The 22095-nt window shown below is 46.1% G+C and carries 18 protein-coding genes and 1 pseudogene; 11 read left to right on the plus strand and 8 right to left on the minus strand.

What is annotated here, in order from left to right; translation table 11 throughout:
- The first annotated feature begins 540 nt into the window (after window positions 1-540).
- From L5M17_RS02585 to L5M17_RS02600, 4 genes are all read left to right on the plus strand, one after another.
- Entirely contained in the window at window positions 541-1833 is a 1293-nt protein-coding gene (locus tag L5M17_RS02585) for an MFS transporter (protein ID WP_263145008.1), read from the plus strand.
- Window positions 1830-2702 carry an ROK family protein gene (locus tag L5M17_RS02590; protein ID WP_263145012.1) on the plus strand — a complete coding sequence of 291 codons (873 nt, stop codon included), beginning with the start codon at window positions 1830-1832 and terminating at the stop codon, window positions 2700-2702. Before L5M17_RS02585 ends, L5M17_RS02590 begins: the two co-directional genes overlap by 4 nt.
- Window positions 2703-2899: 197 nt before the next feature.
- Window positions 2900-5641: a family 20 glycosylhydrolase gene (locus L5M17_RS02595; protein WP_263145014.1), complete on the plus strand. Its 2742-nt coding sequence runs from the start codon at window positions 2900-2902 to the stop codon at window positions 5639-5641.
- 194 nt (window positions 5642-5835) lie between these two features.
- On the plus strand, window positions 5836-6078 hold the full coding sequence (locus L5M17_RS02600) for a hypothetical protein (RefSeq protein WP_168823252.1): 243 nt from the start codon (window positions 5836-5838) through the stop codon (window positions 6076-6078).
- A gap of 129 nt (window positions 6079-6207) precedes the next feature.
- Here L5M17_RS02600 and L5M17_RS02605 read toward each other — a convergent pair whose 3' ends face one another.
- From L5M17_RS02605 to L5M17_RS02615, 3 genes are all read right to left on the minus strand, one after another.
- On the minus strand, window positions 6208-6717 hold the full coding sequence (locus tag L5M17_RS02605; protein ID WP_028760654.1) for a YgjV family protein: 510 nt from the start codon (window positions 6715-6717) through the stop codon (window positions 6208-6210).
- A 139-nt stretch (window positions 6718-6856) separates the two neighbouring features.
- Window positions 6857-7468, minus strand: coding sequence for a Crp/Fnr family transcriptional regulator (locus tag L5M17_RS02610; protein ID WP_219253582.1), 612 nt, complete (start codon window positions 7466-7468; stop codon window positions 6857-6859).
- Window positions 7469-7491: 23 nt separating this feature from the next.
- Window positions 7492-8118 (minus strand): fumarylacetoacetate hydrolase family protein, encoded by a 627-nt coding sequence (locus tag L5M17_RS02615; protein ID WP_131525338.1) that lies wholly within the window; start codon window positions 8116-8118, stop codon window positions 7492-7494.
- 207 nt (window positions 8119-8325) lie between these two features.
- Here L5M17_RS02615 and L5M17_RS02620 point away from each other — a divergent pair.
- Window positions 8326-10353: pseudogene (locus L5M17_RS02620) on the plus strand (methyl-accepting chemotaxis protein).
- A gap of 19 nt (window positions 10354-10372) precedes the next feature.
- Here L5M17_RS02620 and L5M17_RS02630 read toward each other — a convergent pair.
- On the minus strand, window positions 10373-11386 hold the full coding sequence (locus L5M17_RS02630) for a succinylglutamate desuccinylase/aspartoacylase family protein (protein ID WP_263145022.1): 1014 nt from the start codon (window positions 11384-11386) through the stop codon (window positions 10373-10375).
- 124 nt (window positions 11387-11510) lie between these two features.
- Complete coding sequence (locus L5M17_RS02635) at window positions 11511-12089, minus strand: MarR family winged helix-turn-helix transcriptional regulator (RefSeq protein WP_173497081.1); 579 nt, start codon at window positions 12087-12089, stop codon at window positions 11511-11513.
- 230 nt (window positions 12090-12319) lie between these two features.
- Between L5M17_RS02635 and L5M17_RS02640 the strand changes: the two genes are divergently transcribed.
- The gene (locus tag L5M17_RS02640; RefSeq protein WP_173497080.1) at window positions 12320-13525 is read left to right on the plus strand and encodes an MFS transporter; all 1206 of its coding nucleotides are present in this window, start codon (window positions 12320-12322) and stop codon (window positions 13523-13525) included.
- A gap of 98 nt (window positions 13526-13623) precedes the next feature.
- On the opposite strand, the gene L5M17_RS02645 is transcribed toward L5M17_RS02640, so the two are convergent.
- Together L5M17_RS02645 and L5M17_RS02650 are read right to left on the minus strand one after the other, a co-directional pair.
- Entirely contained in the window at window positions 13624-14187 is a 564-nt protein-coding gene (locus tag L5M17_RS02645; RefSeq protein ID WP_263145027.1) for a PhnA domain-containing protein, read from the minus strand.
- A 134-nt stretch (window positions 14188-14321) separates the two neighbouring features.
- Window positions 14322-16541: a TonB-dependent receptor gene (locus L5M17_RS02650; protein ID WP_263145030.1), complete on the minus strand. Its 2220-nt coding sequence runs from the start codon at window positions 16539-16541 to the stop codon at window positions 14322-14324.
- A gap of 336 nt (window positions 16542-16877) precedes the next feature.
- Between L5M17_RS02650 and L5M17_RS02655 the strand changes: the two genes are divergently transcribed.
- Window positions 16878-17591 (plus strand): DUF2461 domain-containing protein, encoded by a 714-nt coding sequence (locus L5M17_RS02655; protein ID WP_263145032.1) that lies wholly within the window; start codon window positions 16878-16880, stop codon window positions 17589-17591.
- A 94-nt stretch (window positions 17592-17685) separates the two neighbouring features.
- Here the strand turns inward: L5M17_RS02655 and L5M17_RS02660 are convergent, their stop codons facing one another.
- Window positions 17686-18282 carry a TetR/AcrR family transcriptional regulator gene (locus L5M17_RS02660; protein ID WP_131525344.1) on the minus strand — a complete coding sequence of 199 codons (597 nt, stop codon included), beginning with the start codon at window positions 18280-18282 and terminating at the stop codon, window positions 17686-17688.
- 196 nt (window positions 18283-18478) lie between these two features.
- Between L5M17_RS02660 and L5M17_RS02665 the strand changes: the two genes are divergently transcribed.
- From L5M17_RS02665 to L5M17_RS02680, 4 genes are all read left to right on the plus strand, one after another.
- Window positions 18479-19105, plus strand: a complete 627-nt coding sequence (locus tag L5M17_RS02665) for a glutathione S-transferase (RefSeq protein WP_263145035.1) — start codon at window positions 18479-18481, stop codon at window positions 19103-19105.
- 78 nt (window positions 19106-19183) lie between these two features.
- Entirely contained in the window at window positions 19184-19852 is a 669-nt protein-coding gene (locus L5M17_RS02670) for a glutathione S-transferase family protein (protein WP_014610189.1), read from the plus strand.
- Window positions 19853-20091: 239 nt separating this feature from the next.
- Window positions 20092-21483, plus strand: a complete 1392-nt coding sequence (locus L5M17_RS02675; RefSeq protein ID WP_263145040.1) for an RsmB/NOP family class I SAM-dependent RNA methyltransferase — start codon at window positions 20092-20094, stop codon at window positions 21481-21483.
- Between the two features lie 288 nt (window positions 21484-21771).
- The gene (locus L5M17_RS02680; protein WP_006080915.1) at window positions 21772-21933 is read left to right on the plus strand and encodes a hypothetical protein; all 162 of its coding nucleotides are present in this window, start codon (window positions 21772-21774) and stop codon (window positions 21931-21933) included.
- Window positions 21934-22095 lie beyond the last annotated feature (162 nt).

The following is a 22095-nucleotide window of genomic DNA, read 5'->3' on the forward strand; positions in this document are numbered from 1 at the left end:
AAACTCCAGTTGCTCATTCCTTTACCTTAGCTTCAATCAGCTCTTATAGTTCAACGCCATTCACTCAAGCTAGCCGTTATGCAAACCTGTTAAATTATTCAATTACTTAGACCTTATTTTTAATGCCAGCCTTGACCTATCAGCGCGGCGAAATAGCTGTGCCTTCGCGCACTATTGTCTATAGCAAGTCAGCCTTGCAGTGATACTAAAATCCGCCACTCCAATACTATTCTATTCTATTCTATTCTATTCTATTCTATTCTATTCTATTCTATCCAATGTTAATTAAAGGTAACTATTTTACAAGTAAATAGGTTATCAGCAGAGGCTAAAACATGGTTTTCTCTATGCTCATCCGCAGCAACTATCTGCTGCCCACTATCTACAGCAAGTATTTACAGCACCTGATGTAAATCAGCCCAATCAGCGCAAACACGATTTGACTATGTGAGAAAAGTATCGACAGAGGCACCATTCGTATCACCACCAAGGCGAGCGTCAAGCCACAATGAATTTCACTTAATTCAATTGGCTAAGCACATGAAACACAAACTCATCATTCTGTTTGTCCTCTGTACTTTCTTTGTGATTTCCTTGATGACCAACAGTATGGGGCCGATTTTCCCTGCGTTAATTGACAGTTATGCTATCGGCCTGACGTTGGCGGGGTTATTTCCCTTTGCGTTTTTTATCGCCTACGGCGTGACATCGATTCCTGCGGGAATTTTGGTGGACAAGTACGGTGAAAAACGGGTGATCATCTTAGCCTTTAGCCTCGCGTTTATCGGCGCCGTGACTTTTGTGTGTCTGCCCACCTTTAGCATCGCCATGTTTAGCCTGTTTTGTATCGGCACTGGCATGAGTTTATTGCAGGTAGCAGTGAATCCCTTACTGCGCCAAGCCGCGGGGCCTGAGCACTTTGCCTTTTTCTCCGTACTGGCCCAACTCGCCTTTGGCGGCGCCGCAACCTTAGCGCCGCTGGTGTACCAGCATTTTGTCGCCTTAGATCAAGCCAGTGCAGCATCAGCCAACTATGTGCAACAGCTATTGCCCGAGAACATGAGTTGGCTTGCCATGTACTGGTTATTTGCCGTGGTCGCACTCGCCATGGTGCTCTTTGCCAGCCTAGTGAAGATGCCCAAAGTGGATAAATTGGCAGATGAGTCTGCGGGGGCACTGGAGACCCATTTACGCCTTTTCAAAGATAAAACCGTTTTGAAATTCTTCTTCGCTATCGCCGCCTACGTTGCGCTTGAGCAAGGGCTTGCTAACAGTATCTCAGTCTTTTTACTGCAATATCATGGTCTTGATACCTTAAGTGTCGGCGCCAATGTGGTTAGCGATTTTTGGTTTTACATGACGCTCGGCTGCCTACTCGGTTTACTGCTACTTAAACTTATCGACAGTCAGATCTTGCTGCTCAGTTTTTCCCTTAGTTCACTGGTTTGTTTTCTGGTGGCGATTTGGGGACCGAGCCAACTAGCATTAATTTGTTTCCCATTGGTTGGCTTTTTCATTTCTATCATGTGGTCGGTGATCTTCTCGTTGGCGCTCAATTCGCGCACTCAAGATCATGGATCATTCGCCGGCATTCTCTGTACTGGCATTATCGGCGGTGCGTTTATCTCGCCGATCATTGGTGTTATCAGTGAGCTATCCGGCGAGTTACGGCTCGGGATGTTAGTGCTGTTAATCCCTATGGCTTACATAGGTTATGTGGCCCTAACGGCTCGTCCCTTGATTAAAAACACCACATTATTTTCAACAAAAGCGGCCTCAAAGAATAACGAGTCGATGGCAACAAACAACACGAGAGGCAACAAGCTATTATGAGCGTCCTATGTTTAGATCTTGGGGGAACTAAACTGATGTTGGCACAGGTGGAAGGTAAAACCTTACTCGACACTTGGCGGTATCCTGTTCCCGCCGATGGCAATTTTGAACAATTATTAGATTTCCTCGTGACCTGTATCCACAGTCACCTCACGCCTGAAACCTGTGGTATTTCCATCGGGATACCCGGTATGGTGGATATGCAGAGCGGCACTTTACTCGAAGTGCTCAACATCCCTGCGCTGACAGCAACGCAGTTAGCCCAGCAACTGCAAAATACCTTTGAAATGGATGTTGTTGTGAATAACGACGCTAACCTCTTTGCCCTTGGCGAAGCTGTGCTCAACAGCAATCAAGACATGCTCGGGATTACCTTAGGCACAGGCGTAGGCGCTGGGGTGATTTTTAATGGTCAGTTGTATTCGGGTAAACATTGCGCCGCAGGAGAAATCGGCAGTTTGAGTTATCGCGATGGCATTATTGAGCACTACTGCTCGGGGCAATACTTCACCACTCATCACCAGATGAGTGGTGAGCATTTGTACCAAAAAGCCTGTGAAGGTGACAGCCAAGCGCTACAAGCCTTCGCCCATTTTGGCGAACACTTGGCGCACATGATCGCCCAAACCTTACTAGTATACGATCCCAAAGATATCATCCTTGGCGGCTCAGTCAGCCAAAGCTTTCCCTTTTTTATTGAAGCGCTTAAACAGAAATTGCAAAGTTTAGTCTATGGCCCGCAACTGACAGACTTGACGATTTCAGCCAGCCAACATCACAATGCAGCCCTCATAGGTGCCGCGCAGTGGTTTTTACAACAACAGAAAATCAAGCGATTTCAACTAACATCACAATGCTCCAGCAATTGATCGGCGCGGCACAATGGTTTTTACAACAACAGAAAATCAAGCGGTTTCAACTAACATCACAATGCCCTAGCAATTGATCGACGCGGCGCCGTGGTTTTTACAACAACAGAAAATTACACAAGTTCAACCAACATCACAATGCTCCAGCAATTGATCGACGCGGCGCAGTGGTTTTTACAACAAAAGGACTCAGCTAAGTGAAAGGACAAATAACACAGAAAGGGATGATAAAGTGGCAGAGGATTAAGACGGCCTTAGTCAGCGGCGTCATGGCAGTGCTTCCCGTGGCGTCGGTGCTTTCAATACTTGCGATGCCATCAGTACAGGCCGCCAATGCTGTGCAGGAGGCAAATCATGTCGCGCTGAATCAATTGGCCGATAAGCTCCAATTAAATTATCAGCTAACCGCTAGTTATCTTGAAACCTGTCCCGCTAAAGAAGCCCAATGCTATAGCTCCGCCATTGAGCTAACCCTGCCCACTCAGCTATCCAACGACAAGTTATCCAGCGAAGAGTTAAATCATGGCGACTGGCAAATTTATTTCAGCCAATTATCGCCCGTTTATTTCGTCGATGCGGGTGACTTTAGCATTGAGCATATCAATGGCGATTTACATAAAATCACTCCTAAAGCCAGCTTTAAGGGCTTCGTCGCCAATCAAGTTTATCGTATTGAGTTTTATAGCAAAGGCAGCCAAATCACCCGTTCCGAGTTTATGCCAAACTTCTTTGTCGCTATGGGCGATAAGGCGCAGGTCATAAAGAGCACTCAAACAAGGCGCGATCCAGAAACGGGTTTAGCCGAGCAAGACTATCTGGCGCCTTTTAATGCCGAGAAACAATTCTTACTGGCAAAAAACGATGCAACCCCCTTTGCCGATGGCCAGTATTTAGCAGAGCAATATCAAGCCTTAGCCGCAGACAAAGCACCTGACATTAGCGGCAAACTTATCCCCACGCCACTTCATAGCCAAAGCCTAAACTCAGCGCCTTTATCCCTTGCTAAAGGTTATCGACTCACGGCTGCAACTGTCGATTTTAAGGGGCGGCAGGCGGCATTTGATTACCTCGATTCTTTAGGCTTTTCGGCCAAGGACAAAGGCACGCCGCTATTATTGCAACTCGATACTCAAACTCCTAAAGTCACAAGCACTGAAGCCCATGATAGTGAAATTAAAAGCAGCGAAGCCTATCGGTTAACCATAACGACTAAACAAATCAGTATTCGAGCGAGCAGTGAAGCAGGACTCTTCTATGGCCTACAAAGCCTAGCTGGGCTGATCAGTTTAAGTGACGATCAACTCGTCGCCATCGATATTCAAGACCAGCCTCGCTACGCCTTTCGCGGCCTGCATATCGATTTAGCTCGTAACTTTCACTCGCTCGATTTTATTAAACGCATTATCCCACAGCTCGCCGCCTATAAAATCAATAAGCTGCACTTGCACTTAGCCGACGATGAAGGCTGGCGTTTAGCCATCCCCGGCTTACCTGAACTGACCGATGTGGGTGCAAAACGCTGCTTCGATTTAACCGAGCAAACCTGTTTATTGCCACAACTGGGCAGCGGCATAGCGGACGTAAACCCCGTCGATGGCTACTTAACCGTGGCGCAATACCAAGCAATATTACAACTGGCTGATGCTCACCATATCGAAGTGCTCCCTTCACTGGACATGCCGGGGCATTCCCGCGCCGCGATAAAATCCATGGAGGCGCGTTATCACCATTACCTCGCCAAGGGAGACAAAGCTAAGGCGGAGGAGTTTTTACTAACTGAATTTGCAGATAAAACCCAATATTCGTCGATTCAGTATTACCACGACAACACACTCAATGTGTGTCTGCCGAGCACCTATCACTTTATCAATACTGTGATTGATGAAGTTAAAAAGATGCACCAAGCCGCGGGTGTTCCCTTAGTACATTACCACATAGGCGCCGATGAAACCGCGGGCGCTTGGGTAGAATCCCCCGCGTGTATCGCGATGAAGCAACAAAAAGCCGATGAGTTAGCCGGACTGCATTCGCTCAATGGTTACTTTATCGAGCGCGTTGCTAACATGTTGGCAGAGAAAGGAATTATTGCCGCTGGTTGGAATGATGGCATGGGTGAAGTGCGCCCCGAAAACATGCCCGCCCAAGTGCAATCTAACGCTTGGTCGCAGATTTCAAACAACGGCCATCAAATCGCCCATAAGCAAGCAAATCTTGGCTGGAAGGTCGTTATCTCAACGCCAGAAGTCACCTATTTCGATTTCCCCTACGCTAGCCATCCAGATGAGCGCGGCAATCATTGGGCCTCGAGGGCAATAGACAGTTTTAAGGTGTTTAGCTTTATGCCCGACAACCTGCCCGCCCATGCCGAGCGCTGGCACAATAGCTTAAATCAGCCATTTGTGTCGGACGATAGCCACAGCCAGCTCAAACCGGGACACCGTTTTTACGGCTTGCAGGGGCATCTTTGGAGCGAAATGGTGCAATCGGACGAGCAAGCAGAATACATGTTATTCCCGCGCATGGTCGCCCTCGCCGAACGGGCATGGCATAGGGCGCCATGGGAATTAGCCTATGATTATCAAGGTAAAATCTATAGCCAACAGACTCAACATTTTGCCAGCCAACTCAATGGCCAAGCCGAGCAAGTGCTCAAACAGGATTGGCAAGTTTTCGCTGCGGTTTACGCCAATAAAGTGCAGCCTAAGTTAGCAAAAGCGGGAGTTTTCTACCGCATAGCACCGCCTGGAATACGTGTTGAACATCAGCAGTTAGTGCTCAATAGCTTATATCCCAATGCCGAGTTGGAATACCAACTCGACTCAGGACCTTGGCTAAGCTACCGCCAAGCTTTCAAGCTTAATGATGTCAAACACATCCGCGCCAGAGTCAAAGATGGCGCACGTTACTCTCGCCCATCGACTTGGCAAAACACCCTCTAGTCGTTTCTCGCACAATATCGGCCATCGTATGTGATGGTCGATACGTTAATTGACTATTAATACCACTGGTCGATGGGTTAGGCACAAGCTTACATTGAGGCTTTTCAATAACCGCGCAACTCAGGCTATAATCTCGCTATTCGCGATGACACTCTCGTGATAATACTTTATCAAGCCTAAGGATCTGCCAACCGATGACAACTGCTTCTACTAGCCCCTTTGCCGTGTTAAACCAAAGCACAGCGACCTCGTTCAATGAGCAGAAAAATCTGATTAAACGGGTATTTAAAGGTAAGCCAGTGCAATGTCCTAGCTGTAAACAGACACTTAAAGTGATATTGCCAGAGCAGGCAAAAGCAGAACAAGCGGCAGGAATTTACTGTGCTAAAGGCTGCACAGATATCGAACTCGATATGGAAGCCGTCGCGGGACTCTAATCATTCCAGAGCCAACCCACACTGGCATTAGCTTCACATCGGCGGCCAAGCGACGATTACAATAGTCACTGTAACTCACCGTTATAAAGTAAATATCTCTCTAATTATCAATGAGATTATTTAAACTGATCACGGCAGTTGCTTAAGCTGCCCACGAAAATAGTGTCGATAATAGCCCACCAAATTACTGCCAATAAAGAGTACCTCCATTAACACTGCCACAGGCGATCCCACTAAGGCATTGTGAACGAGCCAAAAACTGGTTCCGACTATCATAAGCAGTCTGAGATCTTTATCCCTTTGACAGAATGCGGCGCGGGTTTGAAACAAGGTGCCTATACAACTGATCACAGTCGTTACCCCATTAAAGGTCACAATGCTCATCACAAGTGCAGCAATAGAGAAACACCATAGGGCTACTTTTGAGGTGGTAAAAATACTGGTGAGATAACGCACTGTGGCTATGCCCATTAAGCCTGCGGCAGTCCATTGCTCCAGCAAACAAAAATGAATTGAAATCAAGATGCCAGACACAAAAAGGCAGGCGACTATCCGCTCCCGCGCTTTAAATTGAAACGAAATCAGATCGAAGATAATGGCTATCGCCACCAAAATTTGAGACAAAGTAAACGCAGTCAACTTATTAAGCTCCTTCGCTTTAAGCAATAATGCGCACTCAGATTGAAAGCCTTACAGACTTGAGAGCGCAACTTAAAGCGCAGCATCATGGGAATCGCGCTTTAGCGCATTAACTTAAGTTAACTGGGAGCAAAAACCATTAAAGAGAGTCTTGAAGTCGTCTACGCATACGCGACAAACTGATTGCCGTAATGCCAATATAATTAGCTAGCTGACCTTGGCTTAACCGCTCAAGCCAAAGTGGTGAATGTTCGCGTAAATACAGATAACGTTGCTCAGGTGTGTGCAGCAGTAAAAAGGCTTCCTTTTGTTCTTTATACAATAATTGCTGTTTAAGTAACCCAAGTTGCACTGACTGCAGCGAAGTATCATCCAACACAGATAACGGCATTTGGATAAGTTTACAGGTGCTTAAAGCTTCTAATTGGTAACGAGCGGGAATTTGCTTAAGCCAACTGACATACAAAAAACACAGTTCACCCTCGAAATAAAACTCCTTACAGCGCTCTGTGCCCTCCTGTGTATAATGGCAAGCGCGCACGATACCATCCACAACAAAATATGCCTGTGACTGCTCATTTCCTTGGCCAAGAAGCACCTCTCCCGCCGGCACGTTCAACGCTTTAAACTGTGGTAAGTAACGTTCAACAGCAGCTTGACTCGCCCCTAACGCAATCAAATATTGTTGCAGTGGCTGGCAAGTTGGCACCTGCAATACAGCAGTCTTTTTTACGTCATCAGGTTCAATCATGCGAACAACTCAGCGATTTATCACTAAACACTTAACCACTGCCATTCGAGTAAGGGTTCAGCACTCGCTTGCAGGCCACGGCTCAGCGTGACGTTAAATACACTTTTAGCGGGAATGCTTCCCACGCCCTTGGGCGTACCTGTCATTACAATATCGCCCTCATCTAAACTGATAAATGCCTGTAGCTCGGACAATATAGTCTGAGGTTTGTAGATCATTAAATCGATATGCCCCTCTTGCACCAAGTTATCGTTGATACTCAAGGTGAAATGCAGCTGTGCCTCTGCATCATCAATCGCCACAAACGGACTGAATAACGCTGCACCATCGAAGGCTTTTGCTCGTTCCCAAGGTAATCCCTTAGCTTTTAACTTAGTTTGCAAATCACGTTTTGTGAGATCTAAACCGACGGCGACGCTACTGAAACGGCCATTTTGAAACATAAAACACAGCTCGGTTTCATAATGCAAGGTTTCCCCTTGATGCTCAGAATGAAGCACAGTCGAAATAGCCGAATTGGGCTTTAAAAATACCACCATATCCTCGGGAATTTCGTTACCTAATTCATGGATATGCTCAACATAGTTACGCCCAATGCAGAGAATTTTTGTCGGTACGATAAGGTTTTCACCTAACACGACTGATTTCATCTTTAATCCTTTTCAAGATAGGGTTGAGATTATTTTAAATAATAAAACCAATTAGTTAACCTAAATTAAATTTAAACGTTCAATTGAACTAATCACTGTACTTATGACGAACTCTGCTACACTTAAATCAATATTTCAACGAAAACAGCGATCTAACCATTAATAAACCCATTTTACAGGGACAGTCATAGAAGAGGTTTTCGCACTATGTTAACGCTTACCATAAAACAAAAAATCATCTTTAGTTTTAGTGCAATTGGCGCGCTGCTCATCGCTGGTAGTAGCTTTTTCTACTATTCACTCTCCCAAGTGCAAACCGCCTATCAAAATATTGAAACCTTAGCCGTACCCGTGCAAAAGCAGAGTAATAGCTTACAACTAGTGCTATTAAAAATGTCACGCCTTGCCACCCTAGCCCATAGTCAGCAAGACACTGCCGCCTTAACCAAAAGTCAGCAAGCATTTACCGCGCTGCAGAAGAAATATCAAAGTATCGAAAATGAGTTAATTGAGCGAGTTGCAGATCAACCTAAGATGCAAACATCCCTAAACGAAGCGCAGGCAAGATACCAAGCCTATTTGCAGCAAAGCCAAGCCATGTTTAGCGCTAAACTCGCCAATGAACAAGCAAAACGGCAGTACCTGCAACTCTTTGAGCGCTTTAACCATGCCAAGACCAACGCCAGTAATGCGATGATTGATCTCGAAACTCTTTCCATCCCCGATAATCCCACTTTACTCGAAGAAATTGTCGGCACAGGTACTCGCATTGACGACATGCTCTATACGCTAGCCAACACTATGGGGGAACTGATCCACACTCAAAGTTTGGATGTTATTCAATCGCACCAACAGGATGTCGGTATTTTACTGGGGAACCTCACCACTAACTTTACCTTTTTAAAACAACAAACAGATGGGCTTGATACCTTAGGCCTACTGCAAACATTCGAGCAAGAATATGCGATTATCAATACCTTACTCGCATCGCCTGCCGAACTTTATAAAGTGCAGGAAGCCGTAGTTGAGGCACAACGACAAGCAGAGCAACATTACCTCGATGCCGATAAAGAGTTTAATGCGAATAATCTCGCCTTAGATAAGTTAATCAACTTAGCCGACCGCCGATTTACCAGCCTGCAAACCATCGCCAGTAATGATATTCAACAGGGTCAAACCTTAGCGATTGTACTAGCACTGGTATTTATCGCCATGGTGAGCTTTATCTCTTTCTTCACCTCCAAGGCCATGCTCAATCCCTTGGCCTTAGTGAATGGCGCACTCGCCAGTATCGCCCGAGGGGATTTATCTAAACGCATTCATAAACGTCATAACGATGAATTTGGTGCCCTAATCGATAACATGAATACCTTGAGTGACGATCTTGCCAAGCTGTTAACCAATATCAGCCAAAATGCCCATTCATTGGACAGCTCTGCCACCCAAACCAATGAGCAAGGCCAGCGCATCGCCAATGCCGCAACGGCGCAAATCAGTCGAGTCGATGAAACGAAAGCCTTAGCAGAACAGATGTTTACTAGCTCAAATCTAGTGACAGAACAGGCCAGTGAGTCGGCGAGACAAATCAGTCAAGCCTCGAAATACGGTAATCAAGTGAAGCAAATTGCCGATGATAATCGCAATAAAATTGCCGAACTGAGCACCCGTTTAAGTAGCTCAGTTGAAGTCATGTCTCGCTTGAGCATTCAAAGCGATAATATTGGCAGCATTTTAACCACCATCAGCAGCATTGCCGAACAAACCAATTTGCTGGCACTGAACGCCGCCATTGAAGCCGCCAGAGCGGGGGAACATGGTCGTGGTTTTGCCGTCGTGGCCGATGAAGTGCGATCACTTGCTTCACGCACCCAAGCCGCCACCGCCGAAATTCAAACCATGATCACGGCCCTGTAAAAAGAAACGTCCACGGCAGCCGATGCAATTACTACGGGGCAAAATCAAGCAAATGAGTGTGTCGGACAAAGCCAAACCCTGCAGGATGCTATCGCTCACATAGAAAGCACCTTACATACCCTCAATAAAATGAGTCTAGAGATCACCCACGCCGCCCACGAGCAGTTAGATTACAGCCAGCGGATTGAGTCGAGCATGAGTGAGGCGGCACAATCTGCAGACCAAAATGCCAATGAAGCTATGGACATGGCCAAACGCAGCAACGAAGTCACTCTGCTTGCCCATTCACTCACCAGCTCAGTGGAGCGGTTTAAACTGTAGAGGTGATGGGACCTAGAATCTAGGCATATTCCATCAGGAATTCATCGAGCTGTTCGTTGGCAATTTCAATCTCGTCACCTTCGAACTGGGCGATATGAAACATACCCTCACCTTCGTTAGTCACAGGGATATTACTTATTCCTATGATAATACCGTCAGTTGGCGCGCGAATGGCCACACTGTCACCGCCGTGGGGGCTGACGATATGGGCAATGATATAACCCTTAGTCACCCGCTGGCCGAGTTTAAGCTTTATATTCACTAAACCATCGGATTCACTGCGCACCCAATAACTGCGAATAGCACTGACACTCGCGCCTTTGTTACTCACTCGCCCTTTAAGCATATCTAAACTGCGCATCACATTGAGCACACCTTTGAGGCCAGATTTTATCGACAACTCGCTAAAACGTAACGCCTCTCCAGCCTCATATAAAATGCAAGGAATGCCCTGTTGATTAGCATAACCTCGCATAGAAACACTGCGCGCTTTAGAATGCATGATCAGCGGTGCACCAAAGGCATTCGCCATGGCCAGCATAGTCTCATCATTAGTATCACAGCGAATTTGCGGCAAATTATCCCTATGGACGGCCCCAGTATGTAAATCAATCACATGGGTTGCATGAACTAATAACTGAGTGGCAAACAGATTAGCTAAACGGCTTGCGAGCGCCCCTTTGCTAGAACCAGGAAAGCAACGATTTAAATCACGACGATCGGGTAAATAACGGGATTGCTGAATAAAACCAAACACATTCACTATTGGCACCACAATTAACGTGCCCGTCAGATTCTTTGGATTTACTCTGGCTAATAAACGCCGACAAATTTCGATACCATTAAGTTCATCCCCATGAATGGCGGCACAAACCAGTAAAGTCGGGCCAGGTTTGGCTCCGTGAAACACTTCCACATGAATATCGAGTTGCGTATCGGTATACAACTTAGCGGCAGGTAGTTTGATCCCTAATTGCGTCCCGGCTGTGACTCGTTTTCCCGCTAATTCAAATGCTTCACGTCTTTTTACCATGGCAACTCCCTTGTTCTATCAAATGTTATCCCGCGCGGTTGGCTCATGTTTACCGCATTTTGCCAAAGTGATCCGCTATTGCATATCAGCCTACTTTAAAGACTAAAGTGGGATTTTAAACGAATTATTGCGGCTCAAATTGGTTCAGCCAAGATTTTAAAATCTGCAGCAACACAGGCCTATCTTCAACGCTCACGCCCGCAAACAACGCACTTTGACATTGAATATGCTGAGGTAATGCCTTATCAATGAGCGCCTTACCCTCAGCAGTTAACGAGACATGGACGGCGCGGCGATCTTCCTTACTGTGCTCCCGCTCAATCAGCCCCTTATTTTCGAGTCTGTCTAAACGACTGGTCATAGCGCCAGAACTTAGCATCATGCTCTGATAAAGTTGCGAAGGCGAGAGTGTGAATGGTTCTCCCGAGCGCCTTAACGTCGCGAGCACATCGAACTCCCCCTGACCTAAGCCAAATTCGGCGTGGCATTGCAGCAGTACCACTTCGATATATTTCGTTAAACGAGCGATTCGCCCGAGCACAGCCATAGGGATCAAATCCTCAGTCACCCCTTGCTGTTGCCACTGTTCAACAATTCTATCGAGGCCATCTTCTTTGGTATTCGAATCCGCTTTCTTTTTATCCGTAGAACTCGCGTTAGTATCCGCAGGACTGGCATTAGTTAGCGTCATTTTAGCTGTCATAGGTTTATCTCAATATAAAGATTCTTTACATCATTCTTTACATCTTAGTCATTTTCTCGCAGAATTAAAATATCTTTATATCAAGATACATCTGAAAGAGATTCTTTTTGAATTGTAGTGATGTAGTTTCAACCTACTGTTGTTGAAAGGAAATCATCATGAGTATGCTAAATGCTGCTACAAATCACTTTTTCAGCAAATCAAACTCAGCTTATTTTTGGAGACAATCCATGCGATCCCCCCAGACAGAGAAAGCGAATTTATTGCTGCTCGGACTCGCGTTCATCCTTATTGGTCTAAATCTACGACCCATTCTCGCCTCCGTTGGGCCTTTACTGCCCAGCATACAAAAGGATATCAGCTTAAGTTTTACCTTAGCATCTATGCTGACATTGCTGCCCGTGCTCGCCATGGGACTGGGCTGTTTTGCAGGCTTTAGTATCGCCAAACGCTTAGGATTCAATACCGTAATGACAGGATCATTGCTACTGCTGATCGCCGCTACTGCAATGCGCTTCTGGGCGATAGATGCCAATTGGCTTATCTGCTCGGCATTACTGGCAGGGGTCGCAATCGCCCTCATTCAAACCATAATGCCCGCCATGATTAAGCTTAATTTCGGTGAACGGGTGCCCTTAATGATGGGGCTTTACGTCACCGCCATTATGGGCGGCGCCGCATTAGCGGCGAGCAGTGCGCCTTTTATCGGGATGAACTTAGGTTGGCGCGCGGGTCTAGGTCATTGGACTTGGCTAGGCATATTCGCACTCGTGCTGTGGCTCCTGATTAAACATAAAGCCGCATTACCGAGCCAAGCAAAAGAGCAAGCTTTGCAACTTAACTTTTGGCGTTTTCGTCGCAGTTGGCTATTGGCGATATTTTTTGCATTAGGCACAAGTTGTTATGTCTGCGTACTTGCATGGTTAGCCCCCTACGCGGTCGAGCTAGGTTATAGCCAAACTCAATCGGGATTAGTGTTAGGTTTCTTAACCAGCATGGAAGTGATCGCGGGCTTAGTGTTTCCTTGGCTTGCCAGCAAGTCGACGGACAGACGCGCCATCATAGCCCTACTATGCTTGCTACAACTCATTGGCTTTATGGGACTGGCACTCGCCCCTCAAGTATCGCTATTTTTATGGGCGGGACTTGCAGGATTAGGTATTGGCGGGATTTTTCCACTCGGGCTGATTGTCACTATGGATCATCAACAAAACCCTATGTTAGCAGGTAAATTAACCGCCTTCGTGCAGGGTGTGGGATATACCATAGCGGCTATCTCGCCTTGGATTGCCGGATTAATTCGCGATAATTTCAACAGCTTTAACAGTGCTTGGTTATTACTCGGTGGCTTAAGTGTGATCGCGTGGATATTATCTTGGCAATTTAATCCGCAGGGCTATGCACGCCAATATCAAATCACCCGCTGCGTATCTTAACGACCTAACTCAACATAAAAAAACCGCCATGTCGGCTAACGATCATGGCGGTTTTTATTGTGTTGAGCTAAATAAATCGCGCTCACACTAAGCGAAACTTAAGACTTTTTAACGAAGCATGTCAGAATAACAATACGAGTGCCGTTAACACGGCCTTCGATATGCTCTGGGTTGTTGGTCAAAGCAATGTTACGCACAGCGGTGCCACGCTTAGCTACAAAGCTAGTGCCTTTCACGTTTAAGTCTTTGATGATGACCACTGTATCGCCAGCGTTGAGCACTGCACCATTACTGTCTAACGTTGGCGTCGCATCGTCACCTGCTGCGGCAACTTCGGCATCACCCCACGCTTTTACATCGTCTTCAAGATAAAGCATATCCAGCAAATCTTGCGCCCAGCTTTCGCCATTTAAGCGCTTAAGCATACGATATGACATCACTTGAACTGCCGGTACAGGACTCCACATGCTGTCATTCAGACAACGCCAGTGGTTCATGTCTATGGTATCCGGTGCCGCAATTTGGCCACTGCAGGTTTCACAAATCATGATCTCATTGTCACGGCCATCGGAGGCTGGCAGATCATAAATAGAGAGTTCAAGCTCGCTGCCACACAGTTCACACTTGCCGCCACAGCGACTTAGCAATTCATTTTCAGTCATTTTTCTGTTCTATATGCCTAGTAAAACGCGGATTATGCCATAAACTGGCATTTTTCGGCAGGGGGCTGAGGCAATATAACCCTATTTTTTATGAGCTATATATACCTAGTCCACACAGCCTTGGTGATTAGTCTTTAAAATTCATAGGCTAAACTCAAACGAATATCACGCCCTGCGGCGGGTATCCCATCGGAGAGAAACGGCACCACTTGCAGATCCGTAAGATTTTTTACCATCAAACGCACACTTAATCCCTTTAAGATGGCTTGAGGTTCATAGGCGAGATACACATTCTGTAGGAAGTAATTTTCGCTTGGCGACTCGGCATTAAAGATATCACCGTGGGGAACATTGGTTTGCGCATCATACCAAGCGCCCTGCCAAGCGATAGAAATGTCATCTGTGATATACATGCCTAAACGCAAACGAATATCGAGCGGGGCTATGTTAGCTAAATATTCATCGTCATCTTGGCTGTCTCTGAGTGACCCATTGTGCTGTCCTTGTAGCCATGAAACCGCAAGATCACTGAACACATCTTGATAGCGATATTGGGCTTCAAAATCGGCACCGTAAATATGGTAACCATCAAGATTTGTGTAACCACTTTGAATTAACTGGGTTTTATCAGACTTAGCTCCGCGGCGCTGGGCAATATCATCACGACCTAAATTGGCAAACAGGGTGATTTGCGTCGACAAAGCATCCTCATTGGCAAGTACATGCTGATGCTGCGTCATTAGGCCTAATTTGAAGGCATGTAAGCGTTCGACATCAATGTCGCGACTCGTGCCGGTAATGCTGGCTTTAGCGTATTGCACGGCATAAATCTCATCCACCACAGGGGCTTGCAAGCTATAAGCGTAATCAAAGTTTAACCGAGCGTGATTTGTCAGTTGATAATCTATGCCTAATCTGGGTGAGAACCCCGAATGATGGGTTGAGCTATAATCATGGCCTGCAGCAATATCATTGTAATCTGGTGCAATATTTGGTCGACCTATGCTGTAGATAAAGTCATATCGCAGCGAGGGAGTCACAGTTAAGTCATTAGTAAGATGAATTGCATCGCGAATATAGGCAGCATAGGTATCTTGACGGCCTTCAGGTTGATAATAAGGCGTGTACCAGCCAAAGTTTTTCTCGGGATTTGTTTCATAACTTTTGTTAAACACTAACGAAGTGCGGTCAAGACTACGGTACTGTAATCCTGTGGTGATCTCATGATCGCCAATCAAGCTCAAGTTGTTGATATCAATGTAATCACGTTTGTAATCTAGCCAAGATTCATGGCCGAAGTTGCCTACGGAAACCGTCATTTTCTCCCACGCGATATCGGGTCTTACCCAGTGGCGTGCATTCGCCGAATGGGAAATCACCACTTGGGTATCGATCAGGGGATTACTCGGCGAATAGCGATAATTTGCCGACCAAGTGTTGTCTTCATAGGTGTTGTAGGCGGTTGTGGCATACAGAGCCTGCTCGTAGGAACCGTACTTTTTGATGTTGTAGTCCGAAATTGCAGGCATAGGGCCACGGCGGTTAGCCCAAGGTTTGCGGCCCTCATCAAGATAATGGGTCACGCTCAAGGCTAATTGGTGATCGCCCTGCGCATAATCCATCTTACCTAGGTAGTTATCTTGCTCATAGCCCGAATATTCAAACTCTTCACCATTGGCTAAAGTGACATCCCCCGCATCGCGACGCGTAAGATGCAGCAAGCCAGATAGATGTGAATTCACGCGGCCATAAACGGTCCCCGTATAACCCATAGCGTCATTATTGCTGGCGTAGCTGGTTTTGACTCGAGCGCCAAGGGATTGATCATATTTAAGAAAATCATCGGCCGATTTAGTGACCACATACATGGCACCACCAAAACCGCCATTGCCCGAGCGCACATCATGGGCACCTTTAATCACTTCCACTCGCTTGATGAGATCAGGATCGAGGAAAAATGATCCGTAACGATACTGCTCAAATCCCACCGGAGCATTATCCACATAAACGTTAAAATCTTCCGTCTCGCCAAAGCCCCAAATATTAATCCGCTCACCGCCACTGCGGGTACCGCCATCGATATGCGCCCCCGCCATATCATCGATCACTTCGGCGAAAGTTGTCGCCTGCATCTCCTCGATTTGATCCATGGAAATAATCGCTTCACCGGGTTTAGCGACTGTGATAGCCCTGCGATATTGCTGCCCATGAACCTGCAGGATCTCAATCGGCTCAACCTTAGGCTCGCCCAATACCTCAGCGGCGTACAACGGCATTGAGGGCAATATACATAATCCCATGAGCGACAGATTTCTATTCGCTTTCCACTTCTCACACTTAGGCAGGCAACCCATTCAACGTCATCCTATTAACAAACCAATCTAAAAATAGGGCGGCATTATAGGCACCAATGAACAAGATAAGAATAGTTCTCACTTAGATTTACGTGTAAATAACCGACTTATTGAAAACAAGGTAGAAGCGGCACAATGCAAAAAATTAAGTGAAGATCTTGCCGAAGGATGGCAGTATTGGCACCCAACTTGGCAGTCTTAACTATCGTGTTTTAACTATCGTGAGTAAGAACGGGCGGGCGATATGGAAGGATATGTCAGCAACTCACCTTGCTCCTCAATCGGCATTAATACTGCTTGTGCTCGGTTTATCTGCATTAATAAGGTTCCCTGATAATGCCCACTCTAACAACTAAAATCCCCATCGCGACTGGTGCAACATTCAGCACGGCGAGCCTGCAATTTTTAAATCAACTGGCACAAAACAACTCCCGCGACTGGTTTAAAGCCCATCAGGCGGAATACGAAGAAACAGTGCGAACGCCAGCGCTGCAGTTTATCGAGCAAATGCAGCCCAGTATTCTCGCCCTCTCGCCTAGGCTCACTGCCGTACCAAAAAAAGTCGGCGGCAGCTTGATGCGTCCCCAGCGAGACAGCCGTTTTAGCAAAGATAAAACGCCCTATAAAACCAATGTTGGCATTCAATTTCGGCATTTTCAGGGCAAAGACATGCATGCGCCGGGACTGTATCTACATATTGCCGAAGATGGCTGTTTTATTGCCGCAGGGATTTGGCACCCAGAATCGAAAGCCTTAAATGCCATTCGCACTTGCATCGATGAGAATCCCAACGGCTATAAAAAGGCGCTACAAACCTTACAAAGTCATGGATTTAATATGGATGGCGATAGCTTAACTCGACCACCAAAGGGATTTGATAAAAACCACCCTATGCTGATAGAGCTAAAACGAAAAGATTTTATCGCAGTTAAAAATATCGCCTTTGAGGAACTCTGCCGCCCAGATGCAGCCAGTTTTTGTGCCGAGCAGTTTGCACACTGCACTCAACTGATGGCCTATCTGTGTTTTGCGCTGGACTTGGACTTTTAGAAATAGACTTTTAAAAATAAACTTTTAAAAAATAGATTTCTAAAAAACATGGCCTAGGCAAAAACCTAGGCCAATCAAACTATGTCATTTGCAGTTATGCCGTCTGATTAGCACTCAAACTACGTAAATAGTCTTGCAATACAACAAACGCATTGTCTAACAACTCATATTCGCCCGCCTTGCCTAACACTCTAATCCCTTGTAATTGCAGCACTAAAAAAGCAGCAACTTGATGTGGTTGCACATGGGCTAATAGCTCTCCACGCGCTTGACAAACTTGTAACACTTGGGTGAATGAGGTCTGTAATCGACAAAATAATCGCTGACATTCCTGCAGCACACTTTCATCGTTAAGGCTCTTTTCGAGCACAGCATTTTGCATAAAACAGCCGTACTTTTGCTCCCGCTGCAAAGCAACAAAGCGCGCTAAATAAGCTTCTATTTCAGCTAAGCCCGCTTTTTCATGCAGCAAAGTATCTGAAGCACCAAAGGAGTAGTTATCGAGGTAGAAACTGAGGCACTCGCGATAAAGATTCTGCTTGTCGCCGAAACTGTTATAGAGACTAAATCGATTAATGCCTAAATGGCCGACGAGATCGGAAATCGAGGTTTCGGCAAAGCCCTTTTGCCAAAAAAGCTCCATCGCCAATATGAGTTTTTCCTGCCGATCAAAATTACAACTTCGTGCCATAAGCCTGCGACCTAATCTCTTGAATACGCGCTCACGATCAGCTTTACCATTCCTCTTTACTACAGAAAGTTGAGGAGAAAACATTCTTGACTGATCGTTTAGATATAGCGTAAATTCTAACCTAACCGAACGTTCAGAAAAAGCCTTATATGCTCAAATCGAGCATAAAGCACTGATAAAAACTACAGGACTTTAGATGAAACTCTACGAATTAGCTCCGACTCCCAGCGCACGCCGCGTCAGTATTTTTCTTGCGGAAAAAGGTATAGAAGTGCCAAGAGTGAACGTCGATATCCGTGGAGGGGAAAATTTAAGCGCCGAGTTTAAAGCCAAAAGTGTAAATGGCCGCATTCCACTGCTCGAACTCGATGATGGCAGCTACCTGTGTGAATCCGTTGCCATTTGCCGCTATTTAGAAGAGATCCACCCGAGTGACCGTTCACTGTTTGGTAATACACCGCTTGAGCGCGCCAAAGTAGAAATGTGGCAACGTATCATAGAGTTACAAGGATTAATGGTCGGGTTTCAAGCCTTTCGTAATTTAAGCGGTGTCTATAAAGACAGGGAAAATTGTGTCGAGTCTTGGGGCGTAGAATCACGCCAAAGGGTCATTGACTTCCTACCAAGCTTAGACCAACAATTGAGCAAGTCAGCCTTTGTGGCAAGCGATGAATTCAGCATTGCCGATATTTCGGCTTACGTTTTTATCAGCTTTATTAAGAATTTAGATATTGAAGTCACTGACAGCTTGCCGCACCTTAAGGCTTGGTTCATCACTATGGCGCAGCGTCCTGCCATAGTATCGTTAACCCCTAAAAAATAGCGGCGCTAATGCCTGATGATGAATATTCATAGGCACTAAAGTGAGTAGCTATAAGCGTTATAACCTAAAGGAATCATCATGATAGATTTATACACAGCCGCGACCCCTAACGGTTTTAAAATTTCCATCGCACTGGAAGAAATGGGACTTGAATATCGCGTCCATAAATTAGATTTCAGCACCAGTGAGCAAAAACAGCCCGAGTTTATCGCCATCAATCCCAATGGTCGCATTCCCGCCATTATCGACCGCGATAACGAAGATTTTGTGGTATTCGAATCGGGTGCTATTCTGCTGTATCTCGCCGAAAAAACAGGTAAATTCCTGCCAGCCGATCCGAAAAAGCGCTCACAGGTGATCCAGTGGTTAATGTTCCAAATGAGCGGCGTCGGCCCCATGATGGGACAAGCCAACGTATTCTTTAGGTACTTCCCTGAAAAAATCCCCGCAGCAATTGACAGGTATCAAAAAGAAGGTCGACGTTTATTCGAGGTTATGAATACTCAACTAGCTACAAATCAATACCTTGCTGGTGACGAATACACGATTGCCGACATCGCAACTTGGCCTTGGGTGCGGATCCACGAGTGGAGCGGCATCAATATGGAAGGTTTGACCCATTTGCAACGTTGGTTAGATGAGTTAGCACTCAGACCTGCTTGCCAAAAAGGCATAGTTACGCCGCCACCGGTGGAAATGAGCGATGAAGAACGGGCTAAGCAAATCCAAAAAATGGTGACGAAATAGTCACCTTCCAAGCGGTAATTGAGCGAATAGCCTGCAAATAACCCTTTGGTACTGAATGCACCATGAGTCTCAGTGACTCAACCACAAAAAGCCCCGCAAGTTGATGCTACTTTGGGGCTTTTTTTCTGCCTGTTATCGGGCAAAACTGCTACACTCTGCGCCACTTATTTTTCCCCTCTGTTACAGTTATGCCTCCTACATAAGGCGCAGCCACAGAGAGCATAATTCAGGCTAAATTTATGGGTAATCCAAGCAGCTTCTCTTCCGGTAAAGCATCCAACTCAAACACATCGTCAGCATTAAATGCAGAGGCGAGCACCCCAGCGCAAAAACGTGCGCTCAGTTACGCCAGTACAATTAAGCAATTATTCGATGAAATTCAAAGCAGTAAAATGCCCGCCGACCGTATTCTGGCCAACTACTTTAGAGAACATAAAAAACACGGCTCGAAGGATCGTAAAGTCATCCGTGAATCCTTATTTAGTCTATTTCGTTGGTGGGGTTGGTTTCAGCGAATAGGCGATCAACAAGAATCAGCGACTTATTTTGCCAGCCTAAGCGCCAGTGCCCTATTGGAAGCTCACGCATGGCAAGATATTGCTAGCGCTTGGCATGAGTTATCACAATCGCCCATCGATTATCAGCAAGCTCAAGCACTTACCGTTGAAAGTCTCGACGACAAATTGGCACTGATACAGTATTTATTTCCCGCGACTGAGTTTAAGGCACAGGATTTATTACCCGACTGGTTCTGGCAAGTGTGCCCTGTAGATACGGCGCAGCAAACGCAATTAATTGCTGCTATGTCCAGTCGCCCGCCGATTTGGGGACGCGCGCAAGGGATCACGAGTCAAGATGCGGCGGCGCAGCTGCAAGCGATAGGTATCGATGCTAGTTATGGTCATTACTTTAACGATGCGATTAACCTTGGCAGCAAGAGTATGAATCTTAATGAAATCGCCCTGTATAAAGACGGCAACATTGAGATCCAAGATTTGGCTTCACAGGTTATAGGGCAAATTTGCGCGCCAGAACCCGATGCCCATTGGTGGGATGCCTGCAGTGGTGCCGGCGGTAAAACCCTGCAACTGCGGTCTTTGATGCTGACCAAGGCTGCTGATACTCAAACACCCTCTACGGGCAGCATTATATCGTCAGATATTCGCTCCAATGCCCTAGAAGAACTCACTAAACGCGCCCAAAGAGCTCACTTTAACGGTATTAGCGTTGCCCGTTGGAAGAGCGATGCCCTGCCGGTACCTGCGGATCATTTCGACGGTGTGTTAGTCGATGCCCCGTGCAGTTGCACTGGGACTTGGCGACGTAATCCCGATATGCGTTGGTTGGATAGTGTTGAAGCCGTGGCCGATAAAGCCGCGTTACAGCTCGATATTTTAAGCCGCAGTAGCCGCGCAGTTAAAGCGGGCGGCGTACTCGTTTACGCCACGTGTTCCTTGTCGCCGCTCGAGAACCAAGACGTGGTGACGGCGTTTTTAAAGCAACATCCAGAGTTCACGCTCACGCCGATACGCCATCCTTTTACGGGTGAACAAACAGAAATGTTGACCGTTTGGCCCTTTGAAGCTAATAGTGATGGTATGTTTGTCGCGCGTATGCTGCGCGTCAAGTAACACTAACTCATTATTTTGTATCAAAACTTGGCGCCTTTCATTCTGGGCGCCAGTTTCAATCATATAATATAATTTCTGATGATAATTACACTTATCCTTTAATTATCATAAAGATAACCAACGCACTCCCCATTAAAATCTCAGATACGGCCATTTCAGTGGCAAGATATAGCCTTTGGACAAAACTTTTCACCATCAGTGATGAAATATTTCGCTTTAGCTTCATCTCACCTTTGGGTAAAAAGATCGGGTGCTGCGAATGGCACAGGTATTTTTGGAATTTTGACCATGTCACACTCCTATGAATTTGACGACGATGATGCGCCATGGGGCGATAACGTCAAAGGTAAGCAAAAGAATAAACGCGTGAAACAGCGCCGCAGAGATACTAAGCGACGTTACTCGGACGATAATACAGAGGTGGATTTCTACCAAAATAAATCGAAGTAACTAAATCTAAGTACCCTTGCTCTCACGGGTTTGTTTTACAAATTCGTTCTGTGCTAAACCTGCCAAATCTGAGCAAGTTGGATAATATCCAACTTGCTACTCAACCCCCGTTATCACCTCTCAAATACTTAATCATTCCAGTGTAAAATCAATGGGCTTAAT

Origin of the sequence: Shewanella sp. SW24 (assembly GCF_025653395.1) — a bacterium.
Classification (GTDB): Bacteria; Pseudomonadota; Gammaproteobacteria; order Enterobacterales; family Shewanellaceae; genus Shewanella; species Shewanella oncorhynchi.

Bases quoted from the DNA above. Each gene is read 5' to 3' on its own strand.
- L5M17_RS02600 (WP_168823252.1), top strand. From the start codon at position 5,836: ATGACAACTGCTTCTACTAGCCCCTTTGCCGTGTTAAACCAAAGCACA.
- L5M17_RS02645 (WP_263145027.1), bottom strand. From the start codon at position 14,187: ATGACTGAAAATGAATTGCTAAGTCGCTGTGGCGGCAAGTGTGAACTG.
- L5M17_RS02630 (WP_263145022.1), bottom strand. From the start codon at position 11,386: ATGGTAAAAAGACGTGAAGCATTTGAATTAGCGGGAAAACGAGTCACA.
- L5M17_RS02680 (WP_006080915.1), top strand. From the start codon at position 21,772: ATGTCACACTCCTATGAATTTGACGACGATGATGCGCCATGGGGCGAT.
- L5M17_RS02635 (WP_173497081.1), bottom strand. From the start codon at position 12,089: ATGACAGCTAAAATGACGCTAACTAATGCCAGTCCTGCGGATACTAAC.
- L5M17_RS02670 (WP_014610189.1), top strand. From the start codon at position 19,184: ATGATAGATTTATACACAGCCGCGACCCCTAACGGTTTTAAAATTTCC.
- L5M17_RS02640 (WP_173497080.1), top strand. From the start codon at position 12,320: ATGCGATCCCCCCAGACAGAGAAAGCGAATTTATTGCTGCTCGGACTC.
- L5M17_RS02665 (WP_263145035.1), top strand. From the start codon at position 18,479: ATGAAACTCTACGAATTAGCTCCGACTCCCAGCGCACGCCGCGTCAGT.
- L5M17_RS02675 (WP_263145040.1), top strand. From the start codon at position 20,092: ATGGGTAATCCAAGCAGCTTCTCTTCCGGTAAAGCATCCAACTCAAAC.
- L5M17_RS02585 (WP_263145008.1), top strand. From the start codon at position 541: ATGAAACACAAACTCATCATTCTGTTTGTCCTCTGTACTTTCTTTGTG.
- L5M17_RS02590 (WP_263145012.1), top strand. From the start codon at position 1,830: ATGAGCGTCCTATGTTTAGATCTTGGGGGAACTAAACTGATGTTGGCA.
- L5M17_RS02615 (WP_131525338.1), bottom strand. From the start codon at position 8,118: ATGAAATCAGTCGTGTTAGGTGAAAACCTTATCGTACCGACAAAAATT.
- L5M17_RS02655 (WP_263145032.1), top strand. From the start codon at position 16,878: ATGCCCACTCTAACAACTAAAATCCCCATCGCGACTGGTGCAACATTC.
- L5M17_RS02650 (WP_263145030.1), bottom strand. From the start codon at position 16,541: ATGGGTTGCCTGCCTAAGTGTGAGAAGTGGAAAGCGAATAGAAATCTG.
- L5M17_RS02660 (WP_131525344.1), bottom strand. From the start codon at position 18,282: ATGGCACGAAGTTGTAATTTTGATCGGCAGGAAAAACTCATATTGGCG.
- L5M17_RS02610 (WP_219253582.1), bottom strand. From the start codon at position 7,468: ATGATTGAACCTGATGACGTAAAAAAGACTGCTGTATTGCAGGTGCCA.